The 22,723-nt window shown below is 53.5% G+C and carries 20 protein-coding genes; 1 reads left to right on the forward strand and 19 read right to left on the reverse strand.

Going from position 1 to position 22,723, the window contains the following annotated elements; translation table 11 throughout:
- Positions 1-17 precede the first annotated feature (17 nt).
- From KVT34_RS14125 to KVT34_RS14170, 10 genes are all read right to left on the reverse strand, one after another.
- Positions 18-683: an HAD family hydrolase gene (locus tag KVT34_RS14125; RefSeq protein WP_217559386.1), complete on the reverse strand. Its 666-nt coding sequence runs from the start codon at positions 681-683 to the stop codon at positions 18-20.
- 37 nt (positions 684-720) lie between these two features.
- Positions 721-1,140 carry a hypothetical protein gene (locus tag KVT34_RS14130; RefSeq protein WP_217559387.1) on the reverse strand — a complete coding sequence of 140 codons (420 nt, stop codon included), beginning with the start codon at positions 1,138-1,140 and terminating at the stop codon, positions 721-723.
- A gap of 32 nt (positions 1,141-1,172) precedes the next feature.
- Positions 1,173-1,352 carry a DUF6199 family natural product biosynthesis protein gene (locus tag KVT34_RS14135; RefSeq protein ID WP_217559388.1) on the reverse strand — a complete coding sequence of 60 codons (180 nt, stop codon included), beginning with the start codon at positions 1,350-1,352 and terminating at the stop codon, positions 1,173-1,175.
- Positions 1,353-1,473: 121 nt separating this feature from the next.
- Positions 1,474-3,375 (reverse strand): lamin tail domain-containing protein, encoded by a 1,902-nt coding sequence (locus tag KVT34_RS14140; RefSeq protein WP_217559389.1) that lies wholly within the window; start codon positions 3,373-3,375, stop codon positions 1,474-1,476.
- A 216-nt stretch (positions 3,376-3,591) separates the two neighbouring features.
- Positions 3,592-4,194: a glycerol-3-phosphate responsive antiterminator gene (locus KVT34_RS14145; RefSeq protein ID WP_016423882.1), complete on the reverse strand. Its 603-nt coding sequence runs from the start codon at positions 4,192-4,194 to the stop codon at positions 3,592-3,594.
- Between the two features lie 194 nt (positions 4,195-4,388).
- Complete coding sequence (locus KVT34_RS14150) at positions 4,389-5,180, reverse strand: HAD-IIA family hydrolase (protein WP_217559754.1); 792 nt, start codon at positions 5,178-5,180, stop codon at positions 4,389-4,391.
- Between the two features lie 67 nt (positions 5,181-5,247).
- Positions 5,248-6,018 carry an MBL fold metallo-hydrolase gene (locus tag KVT34_RS14155; protein ID WP_217559390.1) on the reverse strand — a complete coding sequence of 257 codons (771 nt, stop codon included), beginning with the start codon at positions 6,016-6,018 and terminating at the stop codon, positions 5,248-5,250.
- 14 nt (positions 6,019-6,032) lie between these two features.
- Positions 6,033-6,845: a carbohydrate ABC transporter permease gene (locus tag KVT34_RS14160; protein ID WP_042229173.1), complete on the reverse strand. Its 813-nt coding sequence runs from the start codon at positions 6,843-6,845 to the stop codon at positions 6,033-6,035.
- A gap of 20 nt (positions 6,846-6,865) precedes the next feature.
- On the reverse strand, positions 6,866-7,762 hold the full coding sequence (locus tag KVT34_RS14165; RefSeq protein WP_217559391.1) for a carbohydrate ABC transporter permease: 897 nt from the start codon (positions 7,760-7,762) through the stop codon (positions 6,866-6,868).
- Positions 7,763-7,924: 162 nt separating this feature from the next.
- On the reverse strand, positions 7,925-9,238 hold the full coding sequence (locus tag KVT34_RS14170) for an ABC transporter substrate-binding protein (protein WP_254634867.1): 1,314 nt from the start codon (positions 9,236-9,238) through the stop codon (positions 7,925-7,927).
- A gap of 377 nt (positions 9,239-9,615) precedes the next feature.
- On the opposite strand from KVT34_RS14170, the gene bluB reads away from it, so the two are divergent.
- Positions 9,616-10,263, forward strand: coding sequence for a 5,6-dimethylbenzimidazole synthase (gene bluB / locus KVT34_RS14175; protein WP_217559393.1), 648 nt, complete (start codon positions 9,616-9,618; stop codon positions 10,261-10,263).
- A gap of 103 nt (positions 10,264-10,366) precedes the next feature.
- Here the strand turns inward: bluB and KVT34_RS14180 are convergent, their stop codons facing one another.
- The 9 genes from KVT34_RS14180 to KVT34_RS14220 all read right to left on the reverse strand — a co-directional run bounded on the left by KVT34_RS14180 (position 10,367) and on the right by KVT34_RS14220 (position 22,717).
- Entirely contained in the window at positions 10,367-11,164 is a 798-nt protein-coding gene (locus KVT34_RS14180) for an NUDIX hydrolase N-terminal domain-containing protein (protein WP_217559394.1), read from the reverse strand.
- 14 nt (positions 11,165-11,178) lie between these two features.
- Positions 11,179-12,180 (reverse strand): MBL fold metallo-hydrolase, encoded by a 1,002-nt coding sequence (locus KVT34_RS14185; RefSeq protein WP_217559395.1) that lies wholly within the window; start codon positions 12,178-12,180, stop codon positions 11,179-11,181.
- A 40-nt stretch (positions 12,181-12,220) separates the two neighbouring features.
- Complete coding sequence (locus KVT34_RS14190) at positions 12,221-13,666, reverse strand: CoA-acylating methylmalonate-semialdehyde dehydrogenase (RefSeq protein WP_217559396.1); 1,446 nt, start codon at positions 13,664-13,666, stop codon at positions 12,221-12,223.
- A gap of 9 nt (positions 13,667-13,675) precedes the next feature.
- Positions 13,676-15,649, reverse strand: coding sequence for a sialidase/neuraminidase family protein (locus tag KVT34_RS14195; protein ID WP_217559397.1), 1,974 nt, complete (start codon positions 15,647-15,649; stop codon positions 13,676-13,678).
- Positions 15,650-15,676: 27 nt separating this feature from the next.
- Positions 15,677-16,678 carry a BtrH N-terminal domain-containing protein gene (locus KVT34_RS14200; RefSeq protein WP_217559398.1) on the reverse strand — a complete coding sequence of 334 codons (1,002 nt, stop codon included), beginning with the start codon at positions 16,676-16,678 and terminating at the stop codon, positions 15,677-15,679.
- 33 nt (positions 16,679-16,711) lie between these two features.
- Entirely contained in the window at positions 16,712-17,725 is a 1,014-nt protein-coding gene (locus KVT34_RS14205; RefSeq protein WP_217559399.1) for a hypothetical protein, read from the reverse strand.
- Between the two features lie 67 nt (positions 17,726-17,792).
- Complete coding sequence (locus KVT34_RS14210) at positions 17,793-19,037, reverse strand: LL-diaminopimelate aminotransferase (protein WP_217559401.1); 1,245 nt, start codon at positions 19,035-19,037, stop codon at positions 17,793-17,795.
- A 70-nt stretch (positions 19,038-19,107) separates the two neighbouring features.
- Positions 19,108-21,996: an AMP-binding protein gene (locus KVT34_RS14215; RefSeq protein WP_217559402.1), complete on the reverse strand. Its 2,889-nt coding sequence runs from the start codon at positions 21,994-21,996 to the stop codon at positions 19,108-19,110.
- Position 21,997: 1 nt separating this feature from the next.
- Positions 21,998-22,717, reverse strand: coding sequence for a class II aldolase/adducin family protein (locus tag KVT34_RS14220; RefSeq protein WP_042229195.1), 720 nt, complete (start codon positions 22,715-22,717; stop codon positions 21,998-22,000).
- Positions 22,718-22,723: the final 6 nt, after the last annotated feature.

The following is a 22,723-nucleotide window of genomic DNA, read 5'->3' on the forward strand; positions in this document are numbered from 1 at the left end:
GTCCCTTCTTTTTGTTCTTAGCGTTCTATCGTAGCACGCGATTCTCTTACCAGATCCGTCAGATCCCCGGCGCTCTTTAATACACGGTCCGGCTCCGGATCAAACCGTGCAGTTTGAACGGTCTCGAACCAGTGAGCTCCAATCGTCATCAATCCGGCCGATTTTCCGGCTGTAATATCCGCGCTGCTGTCTCCGACGAAGATCGCTTCTTCCTTGGACAACCCAAGCAGCTTCAGCGCCGCAAAAATCCCCTCGGGATCCGGTTTCGGCCGTTCCACCTCATCGCCGGATACAGAGAAGCAGAAATACTTCTCAATGCCCAGTTTGTTCAAGCTTACATCGAGGGATCTTCTACTCTTGCCCGTTATGATGACCATCCGGACCCCTTGTCCGTTTAAATCCTCCAGCATATGGGCAATGTCCCGGGGCATGCTCACTCTTTCATGAAAATGATTTTCATAGAAAACATAGTAATCCACTATGGCCGCTTCCGCTTTGGACACATCGCTCACATTCCGCCGGATGATGTCATCCTCCGTGGGTCCGAATTTGGCCGTGATCTGCTCGTTGGTCAGCGTCTCATTTTCATACGTTTCAAAAACGCAGCGGAAAGCGTCGAAAGAAAGCGGCAGCGTATCCGCCAGCGTGCCGTCGAAATCGAAAAGTACCGCCTGAATCGGCATAGGTGGGTCCTCCTTTTTTATACAACAACAGAGTAGATCACGAATTCAGCATATGCCTGCTGTGCAGCATCAGGTTGGTCAAGCCTCCGAGAAGTGTGCCGAGCACAACGCTCACAAGATTGATCCCCGTCGTAATGAACCAAAGTATTCCGGCTCCCAAGTCACCTTCCGCGGTCGAAAAAAACAGTCTTCCGATGGAAAGAAACAACAAGGAGCCCAGCGGGCTGAGCACAAGAAGAAAAGCCAACGCGGTCCAATATTTCGTCCGGAACCATGCAAGAACCGGAAGCGCGTACAAAATCGTCAGGACAGCTACGGCGAGATCTGGGCTCGCCACTACCGCAGAGTACTTATAGGCACTCACAAAAAGCAGCTCTCCGCCCGCTCCGTGAAGGACACTCAAAAGCAGGGTCAACAAGAGCGTACCGAAAAACGTGCCGTTCCACTTTTTTATCATGGTCTCATCCCTCGTTTAAACGAATTCACAGCTCACAGCAGACTGACTGCACTACCGGCTATTCCGATAAGCAGAAAAATTCCTCCGCCGATCCTTGTGGAGAACAGATACAGATCCGACGGCTCCGTTCCGTCGTTCGATTTCCAGCTTTCCTTGACGGCCCAGACGGCACCCGGCGCGAGCAGCATCAAGAGACCGACCGCAATCAGCACGATATAGATGAAGATAGCGTTCTCACCCTTTCCACCTCATTTCCTTTATCTTACATCCCTTCGCCTTTTCCCGCAAAATAAAAAAACCGCCCGCTTCCCGAGAAGCGGACGGTCCGGCTGTTTACATTTGGTCCCACTGGTTCCAGTTGATTTTGAGAACGCGGTCCATGATGTACGTCGTCGTGTACCGGTATTTGTTCGCGCCGGATTCGAACAGGACGAACAGGTCGCCGCCCACCGGCACGATGCCCTCGGTCATCGGAACGGCGGTCAGCTTGCTGTTCGTAGCCTTGGCGGACTGCCCGTCGAGGAACCAGACGGGCACGCTTGTCCCGCCCACGGTTCCCGAGGCGTGGGCCGGTTCCTGCAGCGGGTTGTTGTAGCGGTACAGCGTGCTGTCATTGCCGCGTCCGTAGGACTGGCTGAGCACGACGGAATTCTGCATAAACGCGATGCCTTGGACTTTCTCCGTGATGGACAGGAGATAGTCCGGCACGGCCGGGGTGCCGGCGCTGCCGTTCCACTTGTCCGAACGGATCGTATCCGTGACCGGATCGAGCCGATATCCCGCGGTCCAGGCGTAGTGCTGCGCGCCGTCGCGGGCCACGAGTTTGTGGCTCGGGTCGGTCGGATAGCTCTTCGCTTCGTAGAACTCGCCTACCCAAAGAACGCCGTCGGCGAATGTATTGAACGCCGCATCCACCGGCACCGGCACGGAGCCGATGAAGGAGACTTCGCCGTTGTTCTGGGCGCCAGTCACATCGCTAAGCCGGAGCTGGTGCAGCGCCCCTTCGGAGGCGATCCACACATGATCCCGGCTGACCGCCACGCCGCCGGCATGCCCGGTGTACGGAGTGCCGTCGCTGTTATACAGTACGATGGATTTGACGTACTGATTCGTCGAAGCGTCCGTGACCGTGAGAGTCGCGGGGCGTCCGTCCTCCAGGTACGCCACGGTGAGCAGCCAGTTGTTGGCCCCGTAATACGCCATTCCCTGCGGAACGAGATCCTGTTTCAGTCCCGGAACGACCGGACCGTCGGAGCTGATGTTCCACAGGCTCTGGTACTTGCTGTCTTTCGGATTGACGGCTCTTTCTTCCTGCGTGATCAACTGGTGGGAAGGTGTGACGGTAACGGACGTTTTGGCCGACTCGTTCTCGGACAGATCCACGGCGCTGATCTGGAACGTATACGGCTTGTTTCCGATCAGGGAGTAAGCCGTGAACTCGCGCTGCGAAGCGGGCACCGTATAGAGCAGCGCTCCGTTCTGGTAGACGTTGTACTGGAACACGTCTGCTTCCGGGTTCGCCGACCACGCCAGCTTCGCGCTGCCGCCGCCCGCCACGGCCGTAACGCCCGCCGGCGCCTGAGGCGCCTGATTGTCCTGCTTCGGACGGGCCGGGGCTTGTCCGGCAAGGAGTCTGCCGGGCGTCGGCGCCTGCAGTCCGGCGATCTTCTGCATTGCCGTACCGCCTGCCGCCGGATAGCGGTAGGTGATCGTCTTGCCTTCGGCCACATCGTCGGCCGTGTACGAAGCCTTGACCGCTTCCGCGCCCGCCGGGTCCAGAATCGTGACGGTCTGCGTTCCGCTGTTTGTCAGACCGCCGACATTTTCAATGATGTGAAGCTTGTTGTCCGGCACGTACTTGCTTGCGTAGGAAAGGGAATAATAGCTGTTGAACGCCTCTTTGCCAAGCGGAGCGATTTCGGCTCTCCGGGTCCAGACCACGCCGGTCTCCCAAGGTCCCAGCTTGTAAGACTGGGAGATTTGAGCATTCCAGCTGCCCGCTTTGAACCGGTAGCCCTGCAGGTCGACCTGTACGGCGCTGTTGTTGTACACCTCGATGTACTCGAAAGCGTCGTAGCTCGCGAAATTGGTCGTATCCGGCACCAATTCCGTAATGAGCAGCTTCGGCACGGCCGCAGCCTGAACGGACTGAGCCGGCGAAACCGGAAGAAACGGAGCCGCCGCCAGGGCCAGAGTCAAGACACCGGCCATCTTGTTGCGTAAACTTTTGCGCATTCTTCATCCTCCTAGGCGTATCGATTATATGAAAAACGGCCGAATAAAAGCGGATCGTGTTTTCAAAGCCATCCACAAGTATTCAACCGTTATTTCCCAAAGGAGCCGCGTACGCTTACTTTCCGCAGAAACGATACAAAACCATCTATAGAAATCCCTTGAATATCCTAACGCATCCGGCGCCGCACATCTAATGAAGAAATTGTTAAGGCGGCTCTAACGGTTTTCATCCTGCCAGCGCCACAATTCCTTGCTGGACGTCGAGATGCCGATAACCCCGCTGCCGAGAGCGGCGTTAAAGTCTTCCAGATCGGTCATCAGACCCCCTGCAATGACCGGTACATCCACTTCGGCCCGGATCCGCTTCATAATCCGCGAGCAGACCATTCCCGGAAGAACCTCGATCGCGTCAGGCTGGGAGCTTTTTGTCATTTTGATGCCGTTATCCAGCGATACCGAGTCGAAAACGAACAGCCGCTGCACGGTAATCAGGCCGTATTTTTTCCCTTCGGCAATAATGTTGTTCTTCGTCGTGACGATCCCGTCGATGCCGATTTTCTCCGCCATATAGGCGACTCCCGCTTTGTCTTTGCCGATTCCTTCGATCAGGTCGAAATGGACAAAGGACAGCTTCCCGGCTTCGCGGATTTTTTCCACAATGCCTTCGATCATAAAAATATCCGATTTCAATATAAAGACGATATTGGAGGAGGTCTGCAAAATGCCCGGCAGCTCCTCCGCATTCATCAGGCTTGTAATCACGGGTTTCTTTTTCAGGCAATAAGCCACTCGCTGCGCACGTTCTGTCGTCTCTTTCATCCTTATCACCTCATCGTTGATTAAACATTCTCCAGGTCTCCGGTCCAATCAAACGTTCAGCACCTTCAGTCCCTTTAGGCAAGCGACATGCCGGTTGCTCCGGCTGCCTCTAAGCTGTATCTCATGTGATCACCGTCATGTGACTCCGAACAGCGGGCTTGGAGCTTCATGCGGTGCGGCCTCCCGGCGGCGGGTTACTGGGAAGAACAGCCCTGCTTCACAATAGCGTGAACGGAAGGCAGCACGTAAGTCGGCTTAAACTCGGCCGATGCGACATCCGCTTCGCTCGTAATGCCCGTGAGGACAAGCGCCGTGCTCATTCCCGCCTCGGCCCCCATCCGGATATCCGTCTCCAGACGGTCTCCGGTCATCAGGCAGTCCTTCGCTTCCACCTGCAAAATTTCGAGCGCGGTCAGCGCCGTCATGACGGAAGGCTTGCCCATAATTATCGTGACCTTCTTGCCGGTCGTGCCTTCGATGGCACCGATCATTCCCCCGCAGTCCGGAACGTCTCCGCCCGGCATCGGGCACGTTCTGTCGGGATGGGTCGCGATCGCCTCGGCCCCGTGCTTGATCGCCTGGTAAGCGAAATCCAGATGGTTGTAATGAAAGTCGCGGTCCCAGGATATGACGACGACACCGGTTTCCTGCGGCGTATCCGCGAAGGAGATGCCGTTTTCCAGAAACTCTTCCTTTAAAATCGGCTCTCCGATGACGTATACCTTTTGGCCCGGATAGTGATTCTGCAAATAACGGATCGTGACCAGCGCGGGATTCAGCATCTGTTCCATGCCTATTTTCACGCCGAATTTATGGAGCTTTTTAACGTAGTTTTCACGGGATTCGATCGTCTTGTTCGTCAAGAACAGAAGTTTCTTCCCTTTGGACTGCAGATGATGGATCGTTTCCACCGCTCCTTCGATCGCATGATCGCCCAAGTAAATCGTTCCGTCCAAATCAAATATATACCCTGCATAATGATCCATCTGTTCACTCCCTTTCATCCACAATAAACCCTCGTATCCTGCCGGATACGGCTGATTCCCGGGCGCATTACCCATTCGAATTTTCACCTGGCAAAAAAATTCTTTCCAGTTCCCGGCCCAAAGATATTTTGGAAGAAACCGGCTCCGACATTTCCTTCAGCAGATCCTCATAAGGCTCGTCGTCCGTTAGGTGCACGAGTATGCCCCGGCCGATTTTGCTCCAGTCGTAGTAGCCGGCAATGTCGCGCAAGGTGCTGTGCATCGCCAGACTTCTCTCCGCCGTCGTCGATTCGTGGATAAGCAGGTCGATCCGGTCCATGTCCCGTATGAGCGGGTTCGGCATCGTGTCCGTCGAATAAACGAATACCGTCCCGCCGCATTCCACCCGGATGCCGACGGCCGCAACGCCGTGCCTGCTCGGAAAAACCGACAGAGCCGTTTCGCCTTCTTTCCATAGAAGCGCAGGCTTCTCCCACTGGAACGCCCGGACCGAAATCTCGAAAGCAATGGGCCATTTCGTCAATTTCATCAGGTCCAGCCAGTTTTGCAACCATTCTTTCTCCGACTCGTCACAGTAAATTTCCAGCGGGTCTTCACGTCCGTCGATCCACATCCCCCAGAGCAGGGAGGGCAGACCGTAAATATGGTCGATATGAACATGTGTAAACATCACCCGCTTGACTTCGTGCGTCGTAAGTCCGAGTGTTTTCAGCTTCCCGAGCGGGTTGCCACCGATGTCAATAAGCGTGCTCCCGGACGCATCGCGCAAAAGCAGATACGTATTGTCTCTATCCCTGCCCGAAGAAGCACACGCCGTTCCCATTAAAATCAGTTCCATGTCTGCGCGTCCCCCTACTTGATGCCGGAGTGCATAAAGCTGTCGACGAATTGTCTCTGGAACACGAAGAACGCGATGAGCAGAGGCAGGATCACCATCAGCGTCGCCGCCGTGACCGTTCCCCATTGGGCGCCGGTTTCAAACGACTGGGCGAAAATCGCGATCCCTACGGTAAGCGGACGGGATTCGACGGAGTTCGTAACGACGAGCGGCCACATGAAATTGCTCCAATGAGTACTCACGGAAATAAGGCCGAACGCGATGTAAGTCGGTTTGGCGGCGGGCAGGTACACGTACCAGAGCGTCTGCCACCATTTGCAGCCGTCCACCCGTGCCGCTTCGTCCAGATCGAGCGGAATCTGCTTGAACGTCTGACGCAGCTGGAACACCCCGAACGAGGAAGCCCAGTACGGCAGCATGATCGCCAGCTTCGTATCGACGAGATTCAGCTCCTTCATGATCGTGTAGTTCGGATAGATCAGAATGTCCGGCGGAATCATGATCTGCGTCAGGAAGATGATGAACAGAATGCCGGAGCCGACAAAATTCAACCGCGCAAACGCATAGGCGGCCAGCGTGATCGTAACGAGCTGAACGGCCAGGATGCCCACAACGATGACGATCGTATTCCAGTAATACTGGAGGAACGGAATCGTTTTCCAAGCGTTGATGTAGTTCACGAAAGTCGGATTTTCGATCGCAAACGGATTGGCTCTTGTAATGATTTCTTCCGAAGGCGTGAAGGAAGTGAACACCGTCCATACCAGAGGGATCAGGAAGGCGATGGCAAGCAGAATAATAACCGTCCGGTTGATGACTTGATGCATAAGGTTGCCTCTCCTTTCTTCTAGTAGTGGATTTTTTTATCGAGATAAGCGTAGTTGAAAATAGATACGGCAAGCAGAATGACGAGCAGGATAACCGTCAGCACGGATGCTTTGCCCATATCCCAGAAGCTGAACGCCGTTTCGTAAATGTGATAGAGCAGCAGATTGCTCGCGTTGTCCGGACCGCCCTTGGTCATAATGTACAGGTGATCCACCAGCTTGAAGGAATTCGTGACCGCGATAATAAAAACGAACGTCGTGGTAGGCATCAGCAGCGGAAACGTGATTTTGCGAAATACTTGAAAAGGGCTCGCGCCTTCCAGCTTGGCGGCTTCATACACTTCCTTGGGCAGACTTTGCAATCCCGCCAGGTAGAAAATCATGAAATACCCGGCTTCCTTCCAGATGACCATAAACATCATGGCGTACATAACCCACTCGGGACTGCCGAGCCAGTTGGGGCTATCGATACCGAATACACCGAGGAATTTGTCCAAAAGCCCGTAATCCGGCGTATAAATGAACAGCCAGACGTTCGCGATGGCAATCATCGGGATAATCGTCGGGTAGAAAAAGGCGGCTCGGAGCAGTCCGTTGCCCTTCAGCTTGTTATTCACCCAGATGGCCATGTAGATGGCGAGAAAAATACTCGTCGGAACCGTGCCGATCGCCAGGAGAAGGTTGTTCTTGATGACTTTGCGGAACACATCATCCTGCAGGACGGATTTATACTGATCGAGCCCGACAAACGTGCTGCTTTCGAAATTGGAGCTGTAGAAGCTGAGATAGATGGACTTGAGCGTCGGGTAGAACGTGAACAAGGCCAGGAAAATTAGAGAAGGCAGAAGGAGCGCATAAGCGAACGCGTTCTCTTTCCAGTTGAATTTATTCTTGATGGTTGCGGTTCGTTGAGCCAATAAAATCACCCGTTTCTTCACATGGAGAGGTTGGTCGAAAATGACAGAAAGCCGCAGATCACATTAAGCGATCCCATAGAGAAAGAAGGATTCCTTAATGCAACTGCGGCTTCTCATCGTCTCTAGCCGAACATGTTTTAAGTTAGTTAAAGTTAGGTAAGGTTATTTAAAATTTTTCAGAATGCCGTCCGCCGCTTCCTGCGATTTCTGCAAAGCTTCTTTCGCCGTCATCTTGCCGAGCAGCGCCGCCTGAATATTGTCGTTAAACAGCTTGGTTACCTGTCCGTTCTGGTACGTCGAAAGCTCGCTGTCCGCGTATTCCAGCTGATCTCTCGCTACTTTGGCCTGCGGGAACGATTCGATGTACTTTTTCAGCTGATCGGTTTCGTAAGCGGCTTTCGTCGTGCCGACATATCCCGTGTCGATCGACCACTGGGCCACGCGCTCCGGCTTCGTCAGGAATTCGATGAATTTGACGGCCGCTTTTTTGCGCTCTTCCGGGATATTTTTGAACACATACAGGTTGCCGCCCCCGGTCGGGGAACCGAATTGTTTGTTGGCCGGCAAGAATGCGACGCCGAAGTTGAATTTCGCATCGGTTTTCACTTTCGTCAGGTTGCCGGTCGTATGGAACATCATGGCCGTTTTGCCGCTGATGAAATCGGAAGGCACCGTCGCCCATTCGATCGCCCCGTTTGGCATGACCTTATCCTTCTGTCCCAGGTCCATATAGAACTGGAGGGCTTCTTCTACGTGCGGCTTGTTGAAAAAGACCTGCTTGCCGTCGCCCGACATAATGTTGTCGCCGGATTGCAATGAGAGCGCTTGCAGCATCCAGTATTGATAGCCGGTGCTCGGGATTTCGATCCCCCACTGCGACACTTTGCCGGATGCGTCCGTTTTGGTCAGCTTGGCCGCAGCCTCCCGGAGTTCGTTCCAGTTTTTCGGCGCTTTTTCCGGGTCCAGCCCCGCTTCCTTGAACATGTCCTTGTTGTAGTAAAGCACGATCGTGCTGCGCTGGAACGGAACGCTCCAAACGGTGTCGCCGGACTTCGTGTTGCCGAGGAACGCTTCATAGAAGTTGCCGAAATAGTCCTTCGAGAACCGCGGAGTGAGATCCTCAATGGCTTTCATCGAAAGCAGCGTGTACAGATCCGTGGACAGAAGAACCGCCATATCCGGGGAGTTGTTGCCCTGAACCGCCGTAGCGACCTTCGTCATCGTATCCTGGTAACTGCCGCCGTAAACCGGTTTGATCTTAATGTTCGGGTTTTCCTTCTCAAAATCTTGGGCAAGCCCATCGATGATTTTCGTTATCGGTCCGCCTACCGCAACCGGGAAGTAAAACTGAAGCTCGACGGGTTTGCCATTGTCTCCGCCGGAACCTTTATTGTCTGTAGACGCCGTACTTCCGCCTCCTCCACAAGCTGAAAGGAGCATGGCAAGCGCGATCATAAGGACCATTAGTTTTTTCAAGAACGTTCCCCCCTGAAATTCGTTAAAGTGTGTAAGTCTGTGCTGGTTTGAGTGAACTTTCATCTCGTTTGAAAACGCATTCATTTCTTCGCGGTATCCTGACGCAATCTCTCCTTTCTATAAATAGGCATAAGAAAAAGAAGCCCCCAGCATAAAAACACCTCCGAAAAGGAGTATGCATGAAGGCTTCTCATTTTCTCTAGCCATCGTTGAATCAGGTATGATATTTGACTCCATATTACACGGAAGCGGTTTCATTGGCAAGAGGTTTTTGTCAAAAAAAATTCATAATAGGAAGGAGATTTACGCCTTTCCTCTTTTTTAACCAAACCGTTCTCACCCAAAAAAGCATATAATGGAAATGGAGGTGAACACACATGTTCAGCAGTGAAGAAAGAGAAGCGCTTTATAAGATTATGTATACCCGGCGGGACGTCCGTACTTTCCGCAGCGATCCGATCCCGGATGAAACCGTTCTCAGGCTGCTGGAAGCCGCTCATCATGCTCCTTCCGTAGGATTTATGCAGCCGTGGAATTTTATCCTGGTGGAGTCGGATGAAATCAAAGAACGACTCGCCTGGGCGGCCGACAAAGAAAGAAGGGCGCTGGCCATTCATTACGAAGGGGAGCGCCAGGATCAATTTCTGAATTTAAAAATCGAGGGCCTGAAGCAGGCGCCGCTGACCGTGTGCATCACCTGCGACCCGACGCGCGGAGGTTCTCACGTGCTGGGACGCAACTCCATCCCGGAGACGGACATGATGTCCGTCGCATGCGCGATCCAGAACCTGTGGCTCGCAGCCTGTGCGGAAGGTCTGGCAGCCGGCTGGGTCAGCTTCTACAAGAAGAACGATATCCGCGATATTTTGGCGATTCCGCCGCATATCGATCCGCTCGCTCTAATCTCCATCGGCTACACGGATCATTATCCCGTCCAGCCGATTCTCGAAACGGCAAAGTGGGAGAAGCGCCGGGCGCTGGATGGCCTGATCTACCGCGAAACGTGGGGACAGCGCGAAAACTGAACAAGGGAGTATTCCGTCCGGAATGCTCCCTTGTTTTTTTGCAGCGGCGCGGTATTCGGTTTTAAGGCACGCGGGTTCTGCAGCTGCAGCACTGGGCCGTGTGTTACCGGACCGTTTCCGCCGCTGTGCGCCCATGTTCATTCCGGCTATGCTCCAGGTAGTCCGCGGCAAAATGAAAGCCGCGCTCGAGCAGCAGAGGAATGACTTTCTCTAACGTGCGGACGGTTTCTTCCCGGTTTCCTCCGCCGTCATGAAGCAGAATCATGCTGCCGGACTCTGTCTTTTCCTCAATGAGACGGACCATGTTGTCCACCCCGGGGAAAGACCAATCATACATTTCGAGTTCCTCGGACCACATCATTATTTCATAGCCCCGAGCCCGGAGCAAATCGATAGTCCCCTGTTTCAGCAAACCGTACGGAGGGCGGAAAAGAACGGGCGCAAAACCGACGGCATCCCGTATGGCTTCATCCGTCAGAGACAGCTCCTCGTTCAACTCTTTCTCATTAAGGAGGACCATGAAAGGATGGGTGTAGGTATGATTGCCGATCGCATGCCCTTCGTCCACTATCCGCTTAACGATGTGCGGGTGCTGCCGTACCCTTTCTCCCATTAGAAAGAACGTACCGGTGACGCCGTATTTCTTTAAAAGATCCAGAATTTGCGGGGTATAAACCGGATCGGGGCCGTCGTCAAACGTTAAATAAATTTTGTTTTCTCCGTTCGGAACGCTGCGAGGGAGATCCTCATGCGGCTCTGTGTAAAGAGAAAGCATCTCTTCCGCCACTCCCTTAATAACCGCGTATCTTTTCAGATCACAGCTGTCCGAGGCATAAGTAAGGCCCGCTTTTGCGCTTACGAAGATATAATGTGCCCAGTCCACTATTTTGTTTGCTTCCAATGCTCCTCATCCTCTCATGGGTTCCGATTAGCATGTACGGGTGCACGTCTGTAATAAAGCCGCCCGTCCGCTCCCGCTTCCGCTGGTTCAATCAAATTCAGGCTCTGCAAATAATTCAGGCAAGCCAGCATTTCAAACAGCTTAAAGCGGAGCTGCTCCGCGTTTACCGGCACAAAGAACACGAGACAGCACAATTCAAAGGCGGTCATCGGCTTGTCCAGGCGGGCCAGTATGTCGTCGATGCGCTGCCGGTACTGGGCCGCAATGTCGGCCGCACGGGCGTTGTACTTGCGGAAAGGAATCATATGCCCGGGATAAGCCTTTCGGACAGGCAGTTCGGCATGCTCCTTCAGCGAGCTGAAATAGGAGCCGAGCGGATTCTCGTCAAATCCGAGCGTGAAATTAAGGTTCGGCAGCATTTTCGGAATCACATGATCCCCGCAAAAAACGAGCTGCTCTTGTTTGTCGTACAGACAGAGATGTCCTTCCGCGTGGCCGGATACCAGCTCGGCTTCGAAGATGGACTTACCGAGCGCAAGTTTATCGCCTGCCCGTATAAATTCCGCATCCGGATGAACATTCACAGACTTCACGTAATGTTTCAGTTCCGGTGCGGTCACTTCCAGCAGATGCCGTGGAGCTCCGTGCCGGGCAAAAAGCTCCAATACCTCTTCATCGTAAACGGAATCCGCCGACCAGATCCGCGAGGCCTGAAGGAAACAGGACTCCGTCATTCGGACCGAGGCTCCCGTCACTTCCTGAAGCCTCGCTGCCAGCCCGTAATGATCCACATGATGATGCGTGATAATAATGGAGGTGATATCGCGCGGAGAAATCCCCAGATGTCTCCAGGCTTGCTGCCACAAGCCGAATGTTTCTTCATCGGGCATTCCCGCATCAAGCAGCGTGTAGCCGTCTTCCCCGCGGATAAGATAAGCGTTCAGCCACTGCAGGACACTGCCGACAGGCAGCTTCACACTGACAATCTCCTCGGTTTCCCGCTTGAGCAGCTCCATTCGTCACACTCCTTTCCATATGCACCGCTTCAGGCTGTACTCAGGCTTTCACCGTCATTACCTTCTTGCGCGTATAAAATTCTAGTCCGTCTTTCCCATTCACATGCAGATCGCCGTAAAAAGAGTTTTTGTAGCCTGAGAAAGGGAAAAGCGCCGTCGGGGCAGGTACACCGATGTTCACTCCCAGCATTCCGGCGTCTATTTCCTCGCGGAACTGGCGGACAGCCGCGAGTTGTCCGGTGTAAATGCAGGCACCGTTGGCAAAAGAAGAACGGTTGGCTATCGCAATCGCCTCTTCCAGACTGTCCGCCTGCATAATGGACAACACGGGCGCGAAAATTTCATCCTGCCAGATCTTCATTGCCGGCGTAACTTCGTCAAAAACAGTCGGGCCGAGGAAATAGCCCGCTCCGGATGCGGCCCCGTCTTTTCTGCCGTCCCGCAGCAGGACGGCGCCTTCCTGTTCGCCGGAACTCAAATAATCCAGGGTCCTGTCTTTGTGGCTTTGGCGGATAAGGGGACCTAGCTCCGTTTCCTTATCTTCGCCGTTGCCGATTTGCAACCGATTCGCCGCGTCAATCAGCTTCTGCTTCAAGCCGTCGCGGTCTCCACCGACCAGTACGACAACGGAACATGCCATGCACCGTTCGCCTGCAGATCCGAAAGCCGACTCGATAATGCTTTTAACCGTGAGCTCCTCATCCGCATCCGGCATAACAATGGAATGGTTCTTGGCTCCTGCCAGCGCCTGGACCCTTTTTCCGTGCTGTGCCGCCGTTTTGTACACATATTCCGCAACCGGCTGCGAGCCGACGAAGGATACGGCTTTGATCTCGGGATGCTCCAGAATGCCGTTTACCACTTCGCGCGCCCCGTGTACGATATTGAACACGCCGTCGGGAAGCCCCGCTTCCGTGAACAGCTCGGCAAGCCGGTTAGCAAGCAGAGGCGTGCGTTCGGACGGCTTCAGAATGAACGTATTGCCGCAGGCAATCGCCATAGGAAACATCCAGCACGGGACCATCATGGGGAAGTTAAACGGTGTGATGCCCCCTACCACCCCAATCGGGTAGCGCAGCATAGTCGTCTCCACACCGGTGCCCACGTCCGGAGTAATCTGTCCCATCATAAGGGACGGAATACCCGCCGCAAATTCGACGCATTCGACACCGCGCTGGACTTCCATATACGCATCTTGCTGAGACTTTCCGTTCTCCCTCGTAATCAGAGCGGCAAGCTCGTCCCAAGCCTCGACGAGAAGCTGCTGGTATTTGAAAAGAATCCTCGCCCTTTTCTGGACCGGTGTGTTTTTCCAAGGCAGAAAGGCGGCCTTCGCCGCTTGAACCGCCTGATCCAGATCCTTGCGGGTTGACAGCGGAACCTGAGCGAGAACCCCGTCGTTCGCCGGATTGTAGACCGTTTCGGTCACGGACGAAGAAGATTCCTGCCAGCTGCCGGATATATAGTTTTTTAATAAAATGCTCACAGAAGCACGTCATCTCCTTTCGGCTTGCACACGATTTGAATAACGCGAACTTTGAAACTTCACATAGCGGATACAGTAGGAGGAGGGAAGGAGCGGCTCGTCCGGAATGCCGAGGTCCCCGCCGTCCAAGGGCGTATCCAGGGAGACACGGAAAGGCCTCTCGCCTACTTTGAACGCGACGGTTCCCGCCTTCGCTGCATGATACTCAAAAAGCTTTCCTGCCGGCGTCCCGTCTACGGAAAGGCTTAAGCGGCCGTTTTCCGGATCGATGGACAGCACGCACTCATACTCGGCGCCCTCTACGTAGGTTTGTAAGAATACGCCGCTTTCTTCTTGCAGGACCGAGATACGTCCGTCCGTACTCCAATGGAGCCCGACGGCCGTTTCGCCCCGTCCATCGGTCAGTTCGATCGTAAGCGGTACCGTTCCGACGGCAAGGGGCCGGATACCGATTGTCACATCCGTTTGATGGCCGGCCCTGAAAGCGAAAGCTTTCTCCACCTTGACGTAGTCATAGGGGTCACGGCTGCTCAAGATCAGGCCGGAATCTCCACTTAAGCGGATCTCCGACCATTTGGGCCGGTAGATGCTCCAGCGGTCGAAATCTTCCAGGCCGGAGCTTGAAAGAGCGGGCATTTCGCAGGGCTGCCCGGCTGCGGATACGGGACCGGATCCACCTTTGTCCGGCACGGGGGCCGCTGCTTTTGCCGTTTCAATGGGAGAACCGGACAAGCCGTACACGCTTCCCCCAAGGGTCGAGGCCCCCGTACCGGTATCGGTATCGATGTCTGCCGTAGGAGCTGCCGCATCTCCATCATCGTGGAAATCCGGCACCAAGGGCACCGGAATGCGGGCTACCCAAATATCCTCCTTGTTCATGCTGTAAGCGACCCAGATTGCGTCCTCTTCCGGTGTGCCGTTTCCGGGCGATATTCCACGGACATAATTCAATCCGTAAAATTTGTAAAAGCCTGTATAGCGGCGCGGGGGAACCTCCCCTCCAATTAACCGGAGCTTGTCGAAGTGAAGCCCGTCCTCGCTTACGGCGGCGGCCAGCGGCCACCGGTACGCGTTGTTAGGGCTGGGATTGTACAGCAGCGCATATTTGCCGTCCGGCGTTTGCTGCCCCCACAGTTTGCTGCCCGCTGTGACCAGACCGTCAATTTCCCCCGTCTCTGTCCAGCTTTCCCCATCGTCCTCGCTTAAGGCATATTTGCCGTTCTTGCCGATACCGGCTACCTTGTTTCCGGGCAGGGGATAGCAGCTCAGCGCTTTGTAACCCGTAAGCGGATAAAAACCATCCTCGCTCTGATCTTCTTCCCACCACTGAATCGTCGCCAGCCTGTCTTGCAGTAACAGCCGGCATGCCTCGACAAACCCCTCATCCGGCGATTCCGTATACATAGGATAACTCGTGTTACCGGCATTCCATCCCGCATGGGCGTTCAGCCGGATGAAATAAATGGGGCCCATGGACCCGTCCGGGTAGATCTCACGAACGACCCGGCCGATTCCGCGGCCGTCATTGGGCATTACGGAAGGAACCGGACAGATGCCGTAGAAGCCCAGCGTCAGCAGTCTTCCGTCGGCTGCCGTGTAAAATCCCATACGCTGATGCATGACGGCAAGGCTGCCTTTCGGCAGGTCGGCTCCGTCCGGACCGCTATATACCCCCTCCGGTATTTCGTAGGAAGGAAACGCAATCATCGGTTCGGTCCATTCCTTGCCGTCAGCCGAGCTTGTGATCATCGTCCGGGCGGGAGGATTATTCTCTTCCACGAGACATGTAATATACTGCAAATAAAACCGCTGCCTCCAGAAAGCCAGCATAGGTGCATTATGAAAGGTCCAGCCGGCTCCCCCTTCCAAATCAGGCTTAAGCCTGCAAGCCCGGACCGCCTGGTAATGCCGGACGCCCGGAACAGGCTGGAGCCTTCCGTGGTGCCGGGAAGCCTCTGTTTGTTCCGTACCGATATATTTCATATCTTAATGCCCTCCTTGGCTGCCTTTCTAAGATTCCTTGGAGAGTGCTGCCGCAGCATCGGTAGTTTCGAGAAGCGCCGCCCAAAAACTTCTCTCCCGTGAAAGAAGCGGTACGGCCAGGGTCAGGAGTTGATCCCGGTTAAATCTTCTTTTGAGCGAAAACTTCGCCTTGATAAATACATTTTTGGCTTTGAACCAGCCTAGTGCCAAATCCTCAAGTTCCTTGTCGAGCGTCTGAAAATCAGCTTCCCGGATACACCCTGCATCCAGTAAATAGCGCAGCATAAGCCGGTTTCCCGTCTGTCTGCTTTCGATAATATTGACGCCGACCAGTCCGTTGGTCATGCTCTCTTCAAACTTGTCCGGTTCCGGCGTTCCCTCCCACAAATGCTCCGTCTGCAGGTTGTCCAGCTCTCCGATCAGCCTTTCCGCATGACGGCTCAAATCGGAAAGCTTGAATTCGTAAGGCGGAATCTGATCCTTGAGCCGGATCAGAGAACAAGGAGGCTCCTGATAGGCCGGATTATTCTCCGTCTGCGAGCTGAGAAAAGCCTCCTGGAGACGTTCGGGCGGAACTTCAAAATCCCGGAAGCCGTTGATATCGTCATCCAGCACCCGGTATACCGAACGCTCCGCATCGTAACCGGTGATCAGGGAGTAGTGGTACCAGTGGTACTGTTTCCAGGCAAGCGAGTTCGGAATCCAGTGAAATAAATCCACGTGAACGACCGGGAGCTGGCCGCTGGCCAGCAGTTCGCCGATTTCTTCCCCGATTGCCTGCGGATTCCGGAAATAGTAAGGCTCCCACTCTCGGATAAAATCATTGAAGACTTCATTCTGATACTTGAGCGGGTGGTCCATCGTTAAATAAGTGAATGAAGGATCAGCTGCGACCTGATACGTGTAATGATTCAGATAAGCAGCCGTCCGGTAGCTGGAATCGTTTGAGACGGCAATGGAATAGACCGTGTTCGACACGCAGTTCATCCAGAAATCGTTAAACGGGCGGAGAGATTGGTTATACGTCAACGCAGCGCGCTCCCTTCTTAATCGAGATGAAATTCAGCCCGGTATCATAGCCAGTCTTTCCAGCCAAAGCTCCAGAACCTGCTTTTCTTTCAGCGCTATCGCATCGAGGCTCTGTATGATCTGTTCGATCAGACGCGCGCTTTGAGTGAGCTCGTATTTGAGCAATTTGTTTCTCAAGTTGAACAATTCCTGTTCCATTTGCCGGTATGCTTCCTGCACGATGTCCAGACCGGAATGTACGGCTATCCCATGCTCCAGCATGTATTGAAGCCGGACTCCCATGACCTTCTTGTGCTCCCAAAGGATATGGAGGTACGCGATATTCGTAACGACAGCACCTTCCCTGTCCAAAATGCACCTCAAAGACTCCGCAGCGCTTTTGTATACGTCGAGTCCGAACACCAGTTGAGAACGCTCGGGGAGTTCAAGACCGGTATGCTTATCCGCCGAGTCTACGTACTGGGTCAGAAGCGGGATCACCTTGTCCAGTTGGAATTCCGGATTGAAATCTTCTTTCGGCTTCAACAGGAAAACATCCGTAACGGGAGAGTGGACGATCCCTTTGGCAATGTCGGCAAAAGGGACGGTCGAAGAAGCGAACAGTCTGCTTTTGTTAAAACCCAGAATCTGAAAAGTTTGCGCCTCCAGATCGTATCCATAGATCAGCGCTTCTTGGATAACGTGTTTTTTACCGTGGAAAGGGTTGTCCGCCACATAATATTTATCTACATAGGCATACACGTATTGATCCCGGTCAATGGCTTCCACCGCCTGCCGGTGAATGTCCGGCTCTTTTCCCGCCGCTTCCGGCACAATCGTCAGCACTTCACTGAAACAGCCGGGCTCGTCCGCGTTATAGAAACGGATTTCCGCGACTTGCTCTTCCCGCGTCCTGGTCAGCGAATAAGCCTGCAGCTGTATAAAATTGTTGAGCATCCAGGGCATATAAGAACCGGCCGGACCGAGTATGCTCAAAGGAAACGCGTAATACATGCGTCCATGGATGGGAGGTATCTCCACAGGCAGCACTTTAGTTCCGGTTTTCACGCGCCTTCACTCCTTCTTCTAATTGAGGGCAGCCTTCTGTCCTGTCCATGCTGCCTCTGCGCCGGGATTACCAGATGTACCGGAGTCCGTGCAGCCTCGATTTCAACTCGTCGATCAATGCTCTCTCTTCCTCTTCGCCATCCGCTTCGAACGTGACGGAGAAACGCACGTAAGCGCCTGCGTCGTCCCATGGCACGGTGGAGATGAGCTTTTCGGTAATGAGATATTGGGAGAAGTCCTCCGCACTGTCAAAACGGGGGCCGTCTTCTATCCCCTTGGGAGCCTGCGCGTACAAATAGAAGGTCGCTTTGGGCTTCTGCACTTTAAAACCGACCGAGCCTAAAGCTTCAGCCAGCAGACCATGACGTCTGGAATATTTGGCGGCGGTAGCCTCCGTAATTTCCGGGTGATTCAGGCAGTAGACGCCTGCCTTTTGGATCGCGAGAAACTGCCCCGAATCGTGATTGTCTTTCGCATAAGAAAAGGCCTTAAGAACAAGCTCGTTCCCGGCTACGAAACCAAGTCTCCAGCCTGTCATGTTAAACGCCTTCGACAAGGACTGGATGGCAACGCCCACGTCTTTGGCCCCCGGGACGGACAGGAACGACAGCGGAGGTTCTCCGTCGAACGTCAAGGCGGCGTAAGCTTCATCGGAGACGACGATAATTTCGTTTTCTTTGGCGAAGCGGACGACTTCTTCATAAAACGCCCGGGTAGCCACGGCACCGGTCGGATTGTTCGGGTAATTCAAATAGAGCAGCTTCGCTCTTTTCTTCACCTCGTCGGACAAGGCATGGAGATCAGGCAGATAGCCGTTCTCCTCCAGCAGCGGCATCTTGACCACTTCACCGCCAAGCCACTGGGTGTGAGTGCCTATAACAGGATAGCCCGGCACCGTCATCAGCGTAATATCTCCCGGATTGATGAAAACGGCCGGAATCTGGGCCAGGGCAGGCTTAGAGCCGATACAGTGATTGATTTCGGTCGCCGGATCAAGCCCCTTTACACCGTAAATCCGCTCCATATAAGCGGCAGCCGCCTCCTTGAATTCGAATGACCCGTTATCCGAGTAGAACCGGTTTTCCCGTTTAGCCGCTTCCCTGGAGAGAACGTTAACGACTTCCTTGTCCGCCATCCAGTCCGGCTCCCCTAATCCCATGTCGATAATAGGAATGCCCGGTTTTTCCTTTAATGCTTGAGCCTTCGCGCGCTTAATTTTCTCGAATTTATAAACCTCGTTTCCTTTGCCGAACTTATCCCCACCGATGCGGTCCGCAAAGGACTTTTGAATGTAATCTTGTAGAACGAGCATGTTTATCCCTCATTTATGTGTTTTATGGAGCGCCGGCGGTGTGTCCCGCCGGCGTATGAGTTTGCTTTGTTTATGACAGTGAATCCGCTAATTCCTTGCGTTTGATTTTGCCGACTCCGCTGCGCGGAATGCTGTCTACCGTAACAAATTTTTGCGGAAGCTTGAACGGAGCCAGATACTGCTGGCAGTGTGCGATAAGATCGTCGATCGTCACACCCGGATCATGTACGACAAAGGCTACCGGATACTCGGTGGTCTTCCGCTCATTCATGACGCCGACAACGGCGACATCCTGAACGCCCGACAGCTTCAGCAGAACATTCTCCACTTCAAGCGGGTCCATCTTCTTGCCGGCGACGTTGATCATGTCCGAGGAACGGCCGTTAATGTGCAAGTGATTGCTTTCGATAAACCCTCTGTCCGTCGTCTGATAATAGCCGTCCGGCGATATGACGAACGGGAAGGAGGCTTTGTAGTAGCCTTTGGCCATCGAAGAGGAACGGACCTGGATAATGCCCGATTCACCGTCCGCAACGGCAAAGCCCTCTTCGTTCACGATCCGGATATCGACGCCGGGAACCGGCGTACCGAGTGAAGCTTCCTTGCTGCCGTTATTGAACGTGCAGGGCCCCGCCTCGACGATTCCGTAATAATCGCAGATTTCCATACCCGTCTTGTCCAGGAACGACTGCTTCACGGCATAGTGCAGTGGAGCGGCAGAGGACAAGCACAAGCGGAGATTGTGTCCCAGTTTGCAATATTTCGAGTTGTTAAGCAAATCATAGACGACAGGGAAGGCGACCAGAATCGAGATGTTCTCCTTCATCACTGTCTCCCAGATCGATTTCGGTGTAATCTGCTTTGCGATAAACAGGCAGGCGCCCGACACGAATACGGCAAGCAGAGAAGTATTAAAGGCGAGCCCGTTATGGAACAGCGCGGTTACCTGCACGTTATCGGCGGAAGTGATCCCCGAAGCCTTCGCCCAGTTCACTCCGGCATTGATCACCGCATCATGGGTAAACATCAGGCATTTGGGCCGGCCTGTCGTTCCCGAAGAGAAGCGGCACGTCGCCACATTCGCGAATTCGTCTTCGTCGAACGAGTCGAAGTTTTCATCCCGCAGCTGAACCTGAATCCCGCCTTCCCCGTCAAGCGTAAGAAGGGAGCCAATGTTGTAATAGGAGCAGAGATTGTCCACCTCATCCTGGGTAAAGGTATGGTCGATCAGCATCGGAATATACCCTTCCAGAAGAAGTCCGTAGTAGGCGAACAAATAGTTCGGGCAGTTCTTCATGGAAATCCCCACGGGATACTGTTTCGGAATCTGCTGCTTGATCCAGGCGCCCGTTTTCTCCACCTGGTTCCAGAACTGGTGATACGTATAGCTTTCATCCGCGTAGCGGATCGCTTCTTTCGGTCCGTATTTCTGCACCGCTTCATACAGCTTGTCGATGATGCGGCCGTTTTGAGCGGACGAATCACCCTTTACCTCTTCGCTGTCTTTCGGTTTGTTGAGATAGTAACGGTCCATTTTAACCTTGAAGGCGGAGTTAACGTCGTCTTTGCCCAGCGTGCCGGAGTATAGCAGGTCCATGTTTTCGCCGAGGTTAAACAATTCCTTCGCTTCTTCGTCGTAATAGCCGCCGATCGCCGAGTAACCCAGCTTCAATTCTCCCGATTTGAGATAAATCATTTGAGCGAGAATTCCCATGTCCACCAGTCTTTGCTGATACGTGTAAAAGTTTTTGTCGTTCACTTGAGACTTATCGATTGCAAAGAAGAACAAGACCGAAGAATCATGGACGAACTCCTGATCGAAGCAAAGCTGTGTGGAACGGGCTCTGAAATCGCCGGCTTTGATCATTTTCAGCTCGCTGCCGTTGAATTCATAGGTGCCCGGAATCATTCCCTCCACGGCATGAACAACGCAGAATATGCGGATTGGCATACCGAGGCTGTTTACAAATTCCAGCAGACGGATGAAATCGTGACGAGGAATTTCAACCGGCAGATAGGAGGAGCTGGAGCGGCGTTCGATGATCAGACGCAGCATCTCATTGTAATCGTTCCACTCCGCCGGGATATGGTGGCGTACCGTCCAGTCTTCGGACGGCTGCTGGTGCTGGAGAGACTGGCGCACCTTTTCCTGGTACAACCGGATCGGTTCCCAGTCGAATGCGGACAGACCGCTGTCGAACGTAGTGATGCAGCGGCTTTGATAGTTTCCGCGATAGGCCTGCTGCACGGCCAGAGGTTTGGTTTCGTGCTGCTTAACGGCGATAATGCCGACCGGTTCCTCGTGGCTGTCCAGATGAAGCAGCGTTTTGATATGCTGATCTTTGCAGGCGGTATACGTGGTAAAATTTACGCCGAGCGAATGGAAGATCGTCTGGAAATTTGCCAGGACATGACCCGCGTCGATGAAACTGAAACGGTAACCGCGATGGGAGTATTTCCAGCAGCTGCGCCAAGGGACGGCCGAAACCATGATGTAATAATCCGCGTCCTGGTCCTGTGGAAGAATCGCCTCATCCAGCAGGAAAAGAGAATCCGCGCAGGCGATTTTATGAAGAGAAGTATTGAGAGGCGAGTAATAATAAATGCCCGGCTCCACTCCGTCCAGCGAACGGACAATCACATACACATCGACCGGATAGCAGCCTCCGGCAGACGGGAACGACCACAGCATTTCGGACTGGTAGCCGTAAAATTTAACCGACGTGACACTGAAAGAGCTGAGCAGCACCTGCTCCAGAATGCTTAATCCCGTCTTGGGCAGCATTTCCTCGTTCGTTTTGTTAAAAACGGACGTTTTTAGGCGGGTATAAGGACCTTCGAAGTTTTTATGTCTTTCCGGACGGGGAGATTTGGAAAATTTGCTTCCCACATATTCCCGGCCTTTTAAATTGTAGAAAATGGACAGTGCATCCTCTTGAGTTAACAGTTGATTGGTCATGTTACACTCCTACCAGATGATTTTTGGAATCGGGATTAAAATGCCGGTCTGCCTTCCTGCACCAGTAGGCCCAGTATTCCCGGATCGCTGTCGCGCCGAAGATGATTTTGCTTTTCATTTTGATCTCATGACCTTCTGTCCACGTGTAGGGAACACCTGTCGATTCGGCGATCAGCTGAAGTTTGCAGGCATTCTCCAGAACGGCCGCCCAGCAGACGGTTTCCGGAATCGTTTTGCCGGCTGCGACTAGTCCGTGGTTTTTGAGCAGCAGCGTGTTGCTTTTGCCCAGGGACTCGGCTACTTGTGCCGCAATATTCGGGTTTGTTACCGTATTTGTAGTGAGCGTAAACCGCTGTGTATTCATAATCGGCGTAGCATCGTGCGTGACCGGACGAAGGTCCAAATCCGTGGCACTGAAGATCATGGAATACGGGGGATGCGAATGGATAATGCAGTTCACGTCCGCCCTTGCTTTGTAGGTTTCTGTGTGAAGCGGCCATTCCGAGGGGATATGCCCCTCTCCCTTCAAACGGTTGCCTTCGGAATCGATAAGGATAAAATCATCCGGCGTCGTTTCTTCCCAGCCCAGGAACCCTTTCCGGATCCAGATATTTCCCGATTCAGGATCACGGTAGGAAATTTGCCCGTTGTTAATGTCGTTATGTCCCTCCAGGTATAAAATTTGAGAGGCATACACCATCTCTTCAATAAACTGGCTCACTGATTT

It is taken from the genome of Paenibacillus sp. GbtcB18, assembly GCF_019091125.1.
Classification (GTDB): Bacteria; Bacillota; Bacilli; order Paenibacillales; family NBRC-103111; genus Paenibacillus_F; species Paenibacillus_F chitinolyticus.

Coding starts and splice junctions, on each gene's coding strand:
- KVT34_RS14125 (WP_217559386.1), bottom strand. CDS start 683: ATGCCGATTCAGGCGGTACTTTTCGATTTCGACGGCACGCTGGCGGAT.
- KVT34_RS14130 (WP_217559387.1), bottom strand. CDS start 1,140: ATGATAAAAAAGTGGAACGGCACGTTTTTCGGTACGCTCTTGTTGACC.
- KVT34_RS14140 (WP_217559389.1), bottom strand. CDS start 3,375: ATGCGCAAAAGTTTACGCAACAAGATGGCCGGTGTCTTGACTCTGGCC.
- KVT34_RS14145 (WP_016423882.1), bottom strand. CDS start 4,194: ATGAAAGAGACGACAGAACGTGCGCAGCGAGTGGCTTATTGCCTGAAA.
- KVT34_RS14150 (WP_217559754.1), bottom strand. CDS start 5,180: ATGGATCATTATGCAGGGTATATATTTGATTTGGACGGAACGATTTAC.
- KVT34_RS14155 (WP_217559390.1), bottom strand. CDS start 6,018: ATGGAACTGATTTTAATGGGAACGGCGTGTGCTTCTTCGGGCAGGGAT.
- KVT34_RS14160 (WP_042229173.1), bottom strand. CDS start 6,845: ATGCATCAAGTCATCAACCGGACGGTTATTATTCTGCTTGCCATCGCC.
- bluB (WP_217559393.1), top strand. CDS start 9,616: ATGTTCAGCAGTGAAGAAAGAGAAGCGCTTTATAAGATTATGTATACC.
- KVT34_RS14185 (WP_217559395.1), bottom strand. CDS start 12,180: ATGGAGCTGCTCAAGCGGGAAACCGAGGAGATTGTCAGTGTGAAGCTG.
- KVT34_RS14195 (WP_217559397.1), bottom strand. CDS start 15,649: ATGAAATATATCGGTACGGAACAAACAGAGGCTTCCCGGCACCACGGA.
- KVT34_RS14210 (WP_217559401.1), bottom strand. CDS start 19,037: ATGCTCGTTCTACAAGATTACATTCAAAAGTCCTTTGCGGACCGCATC.
- KVT34_RS14215 (WP_217559402.1), bottom strand. CDS start 21,996: ATGACCAATCAACTGTTAACTCAAGAGGATGCACTGTCCATTTTCTAC.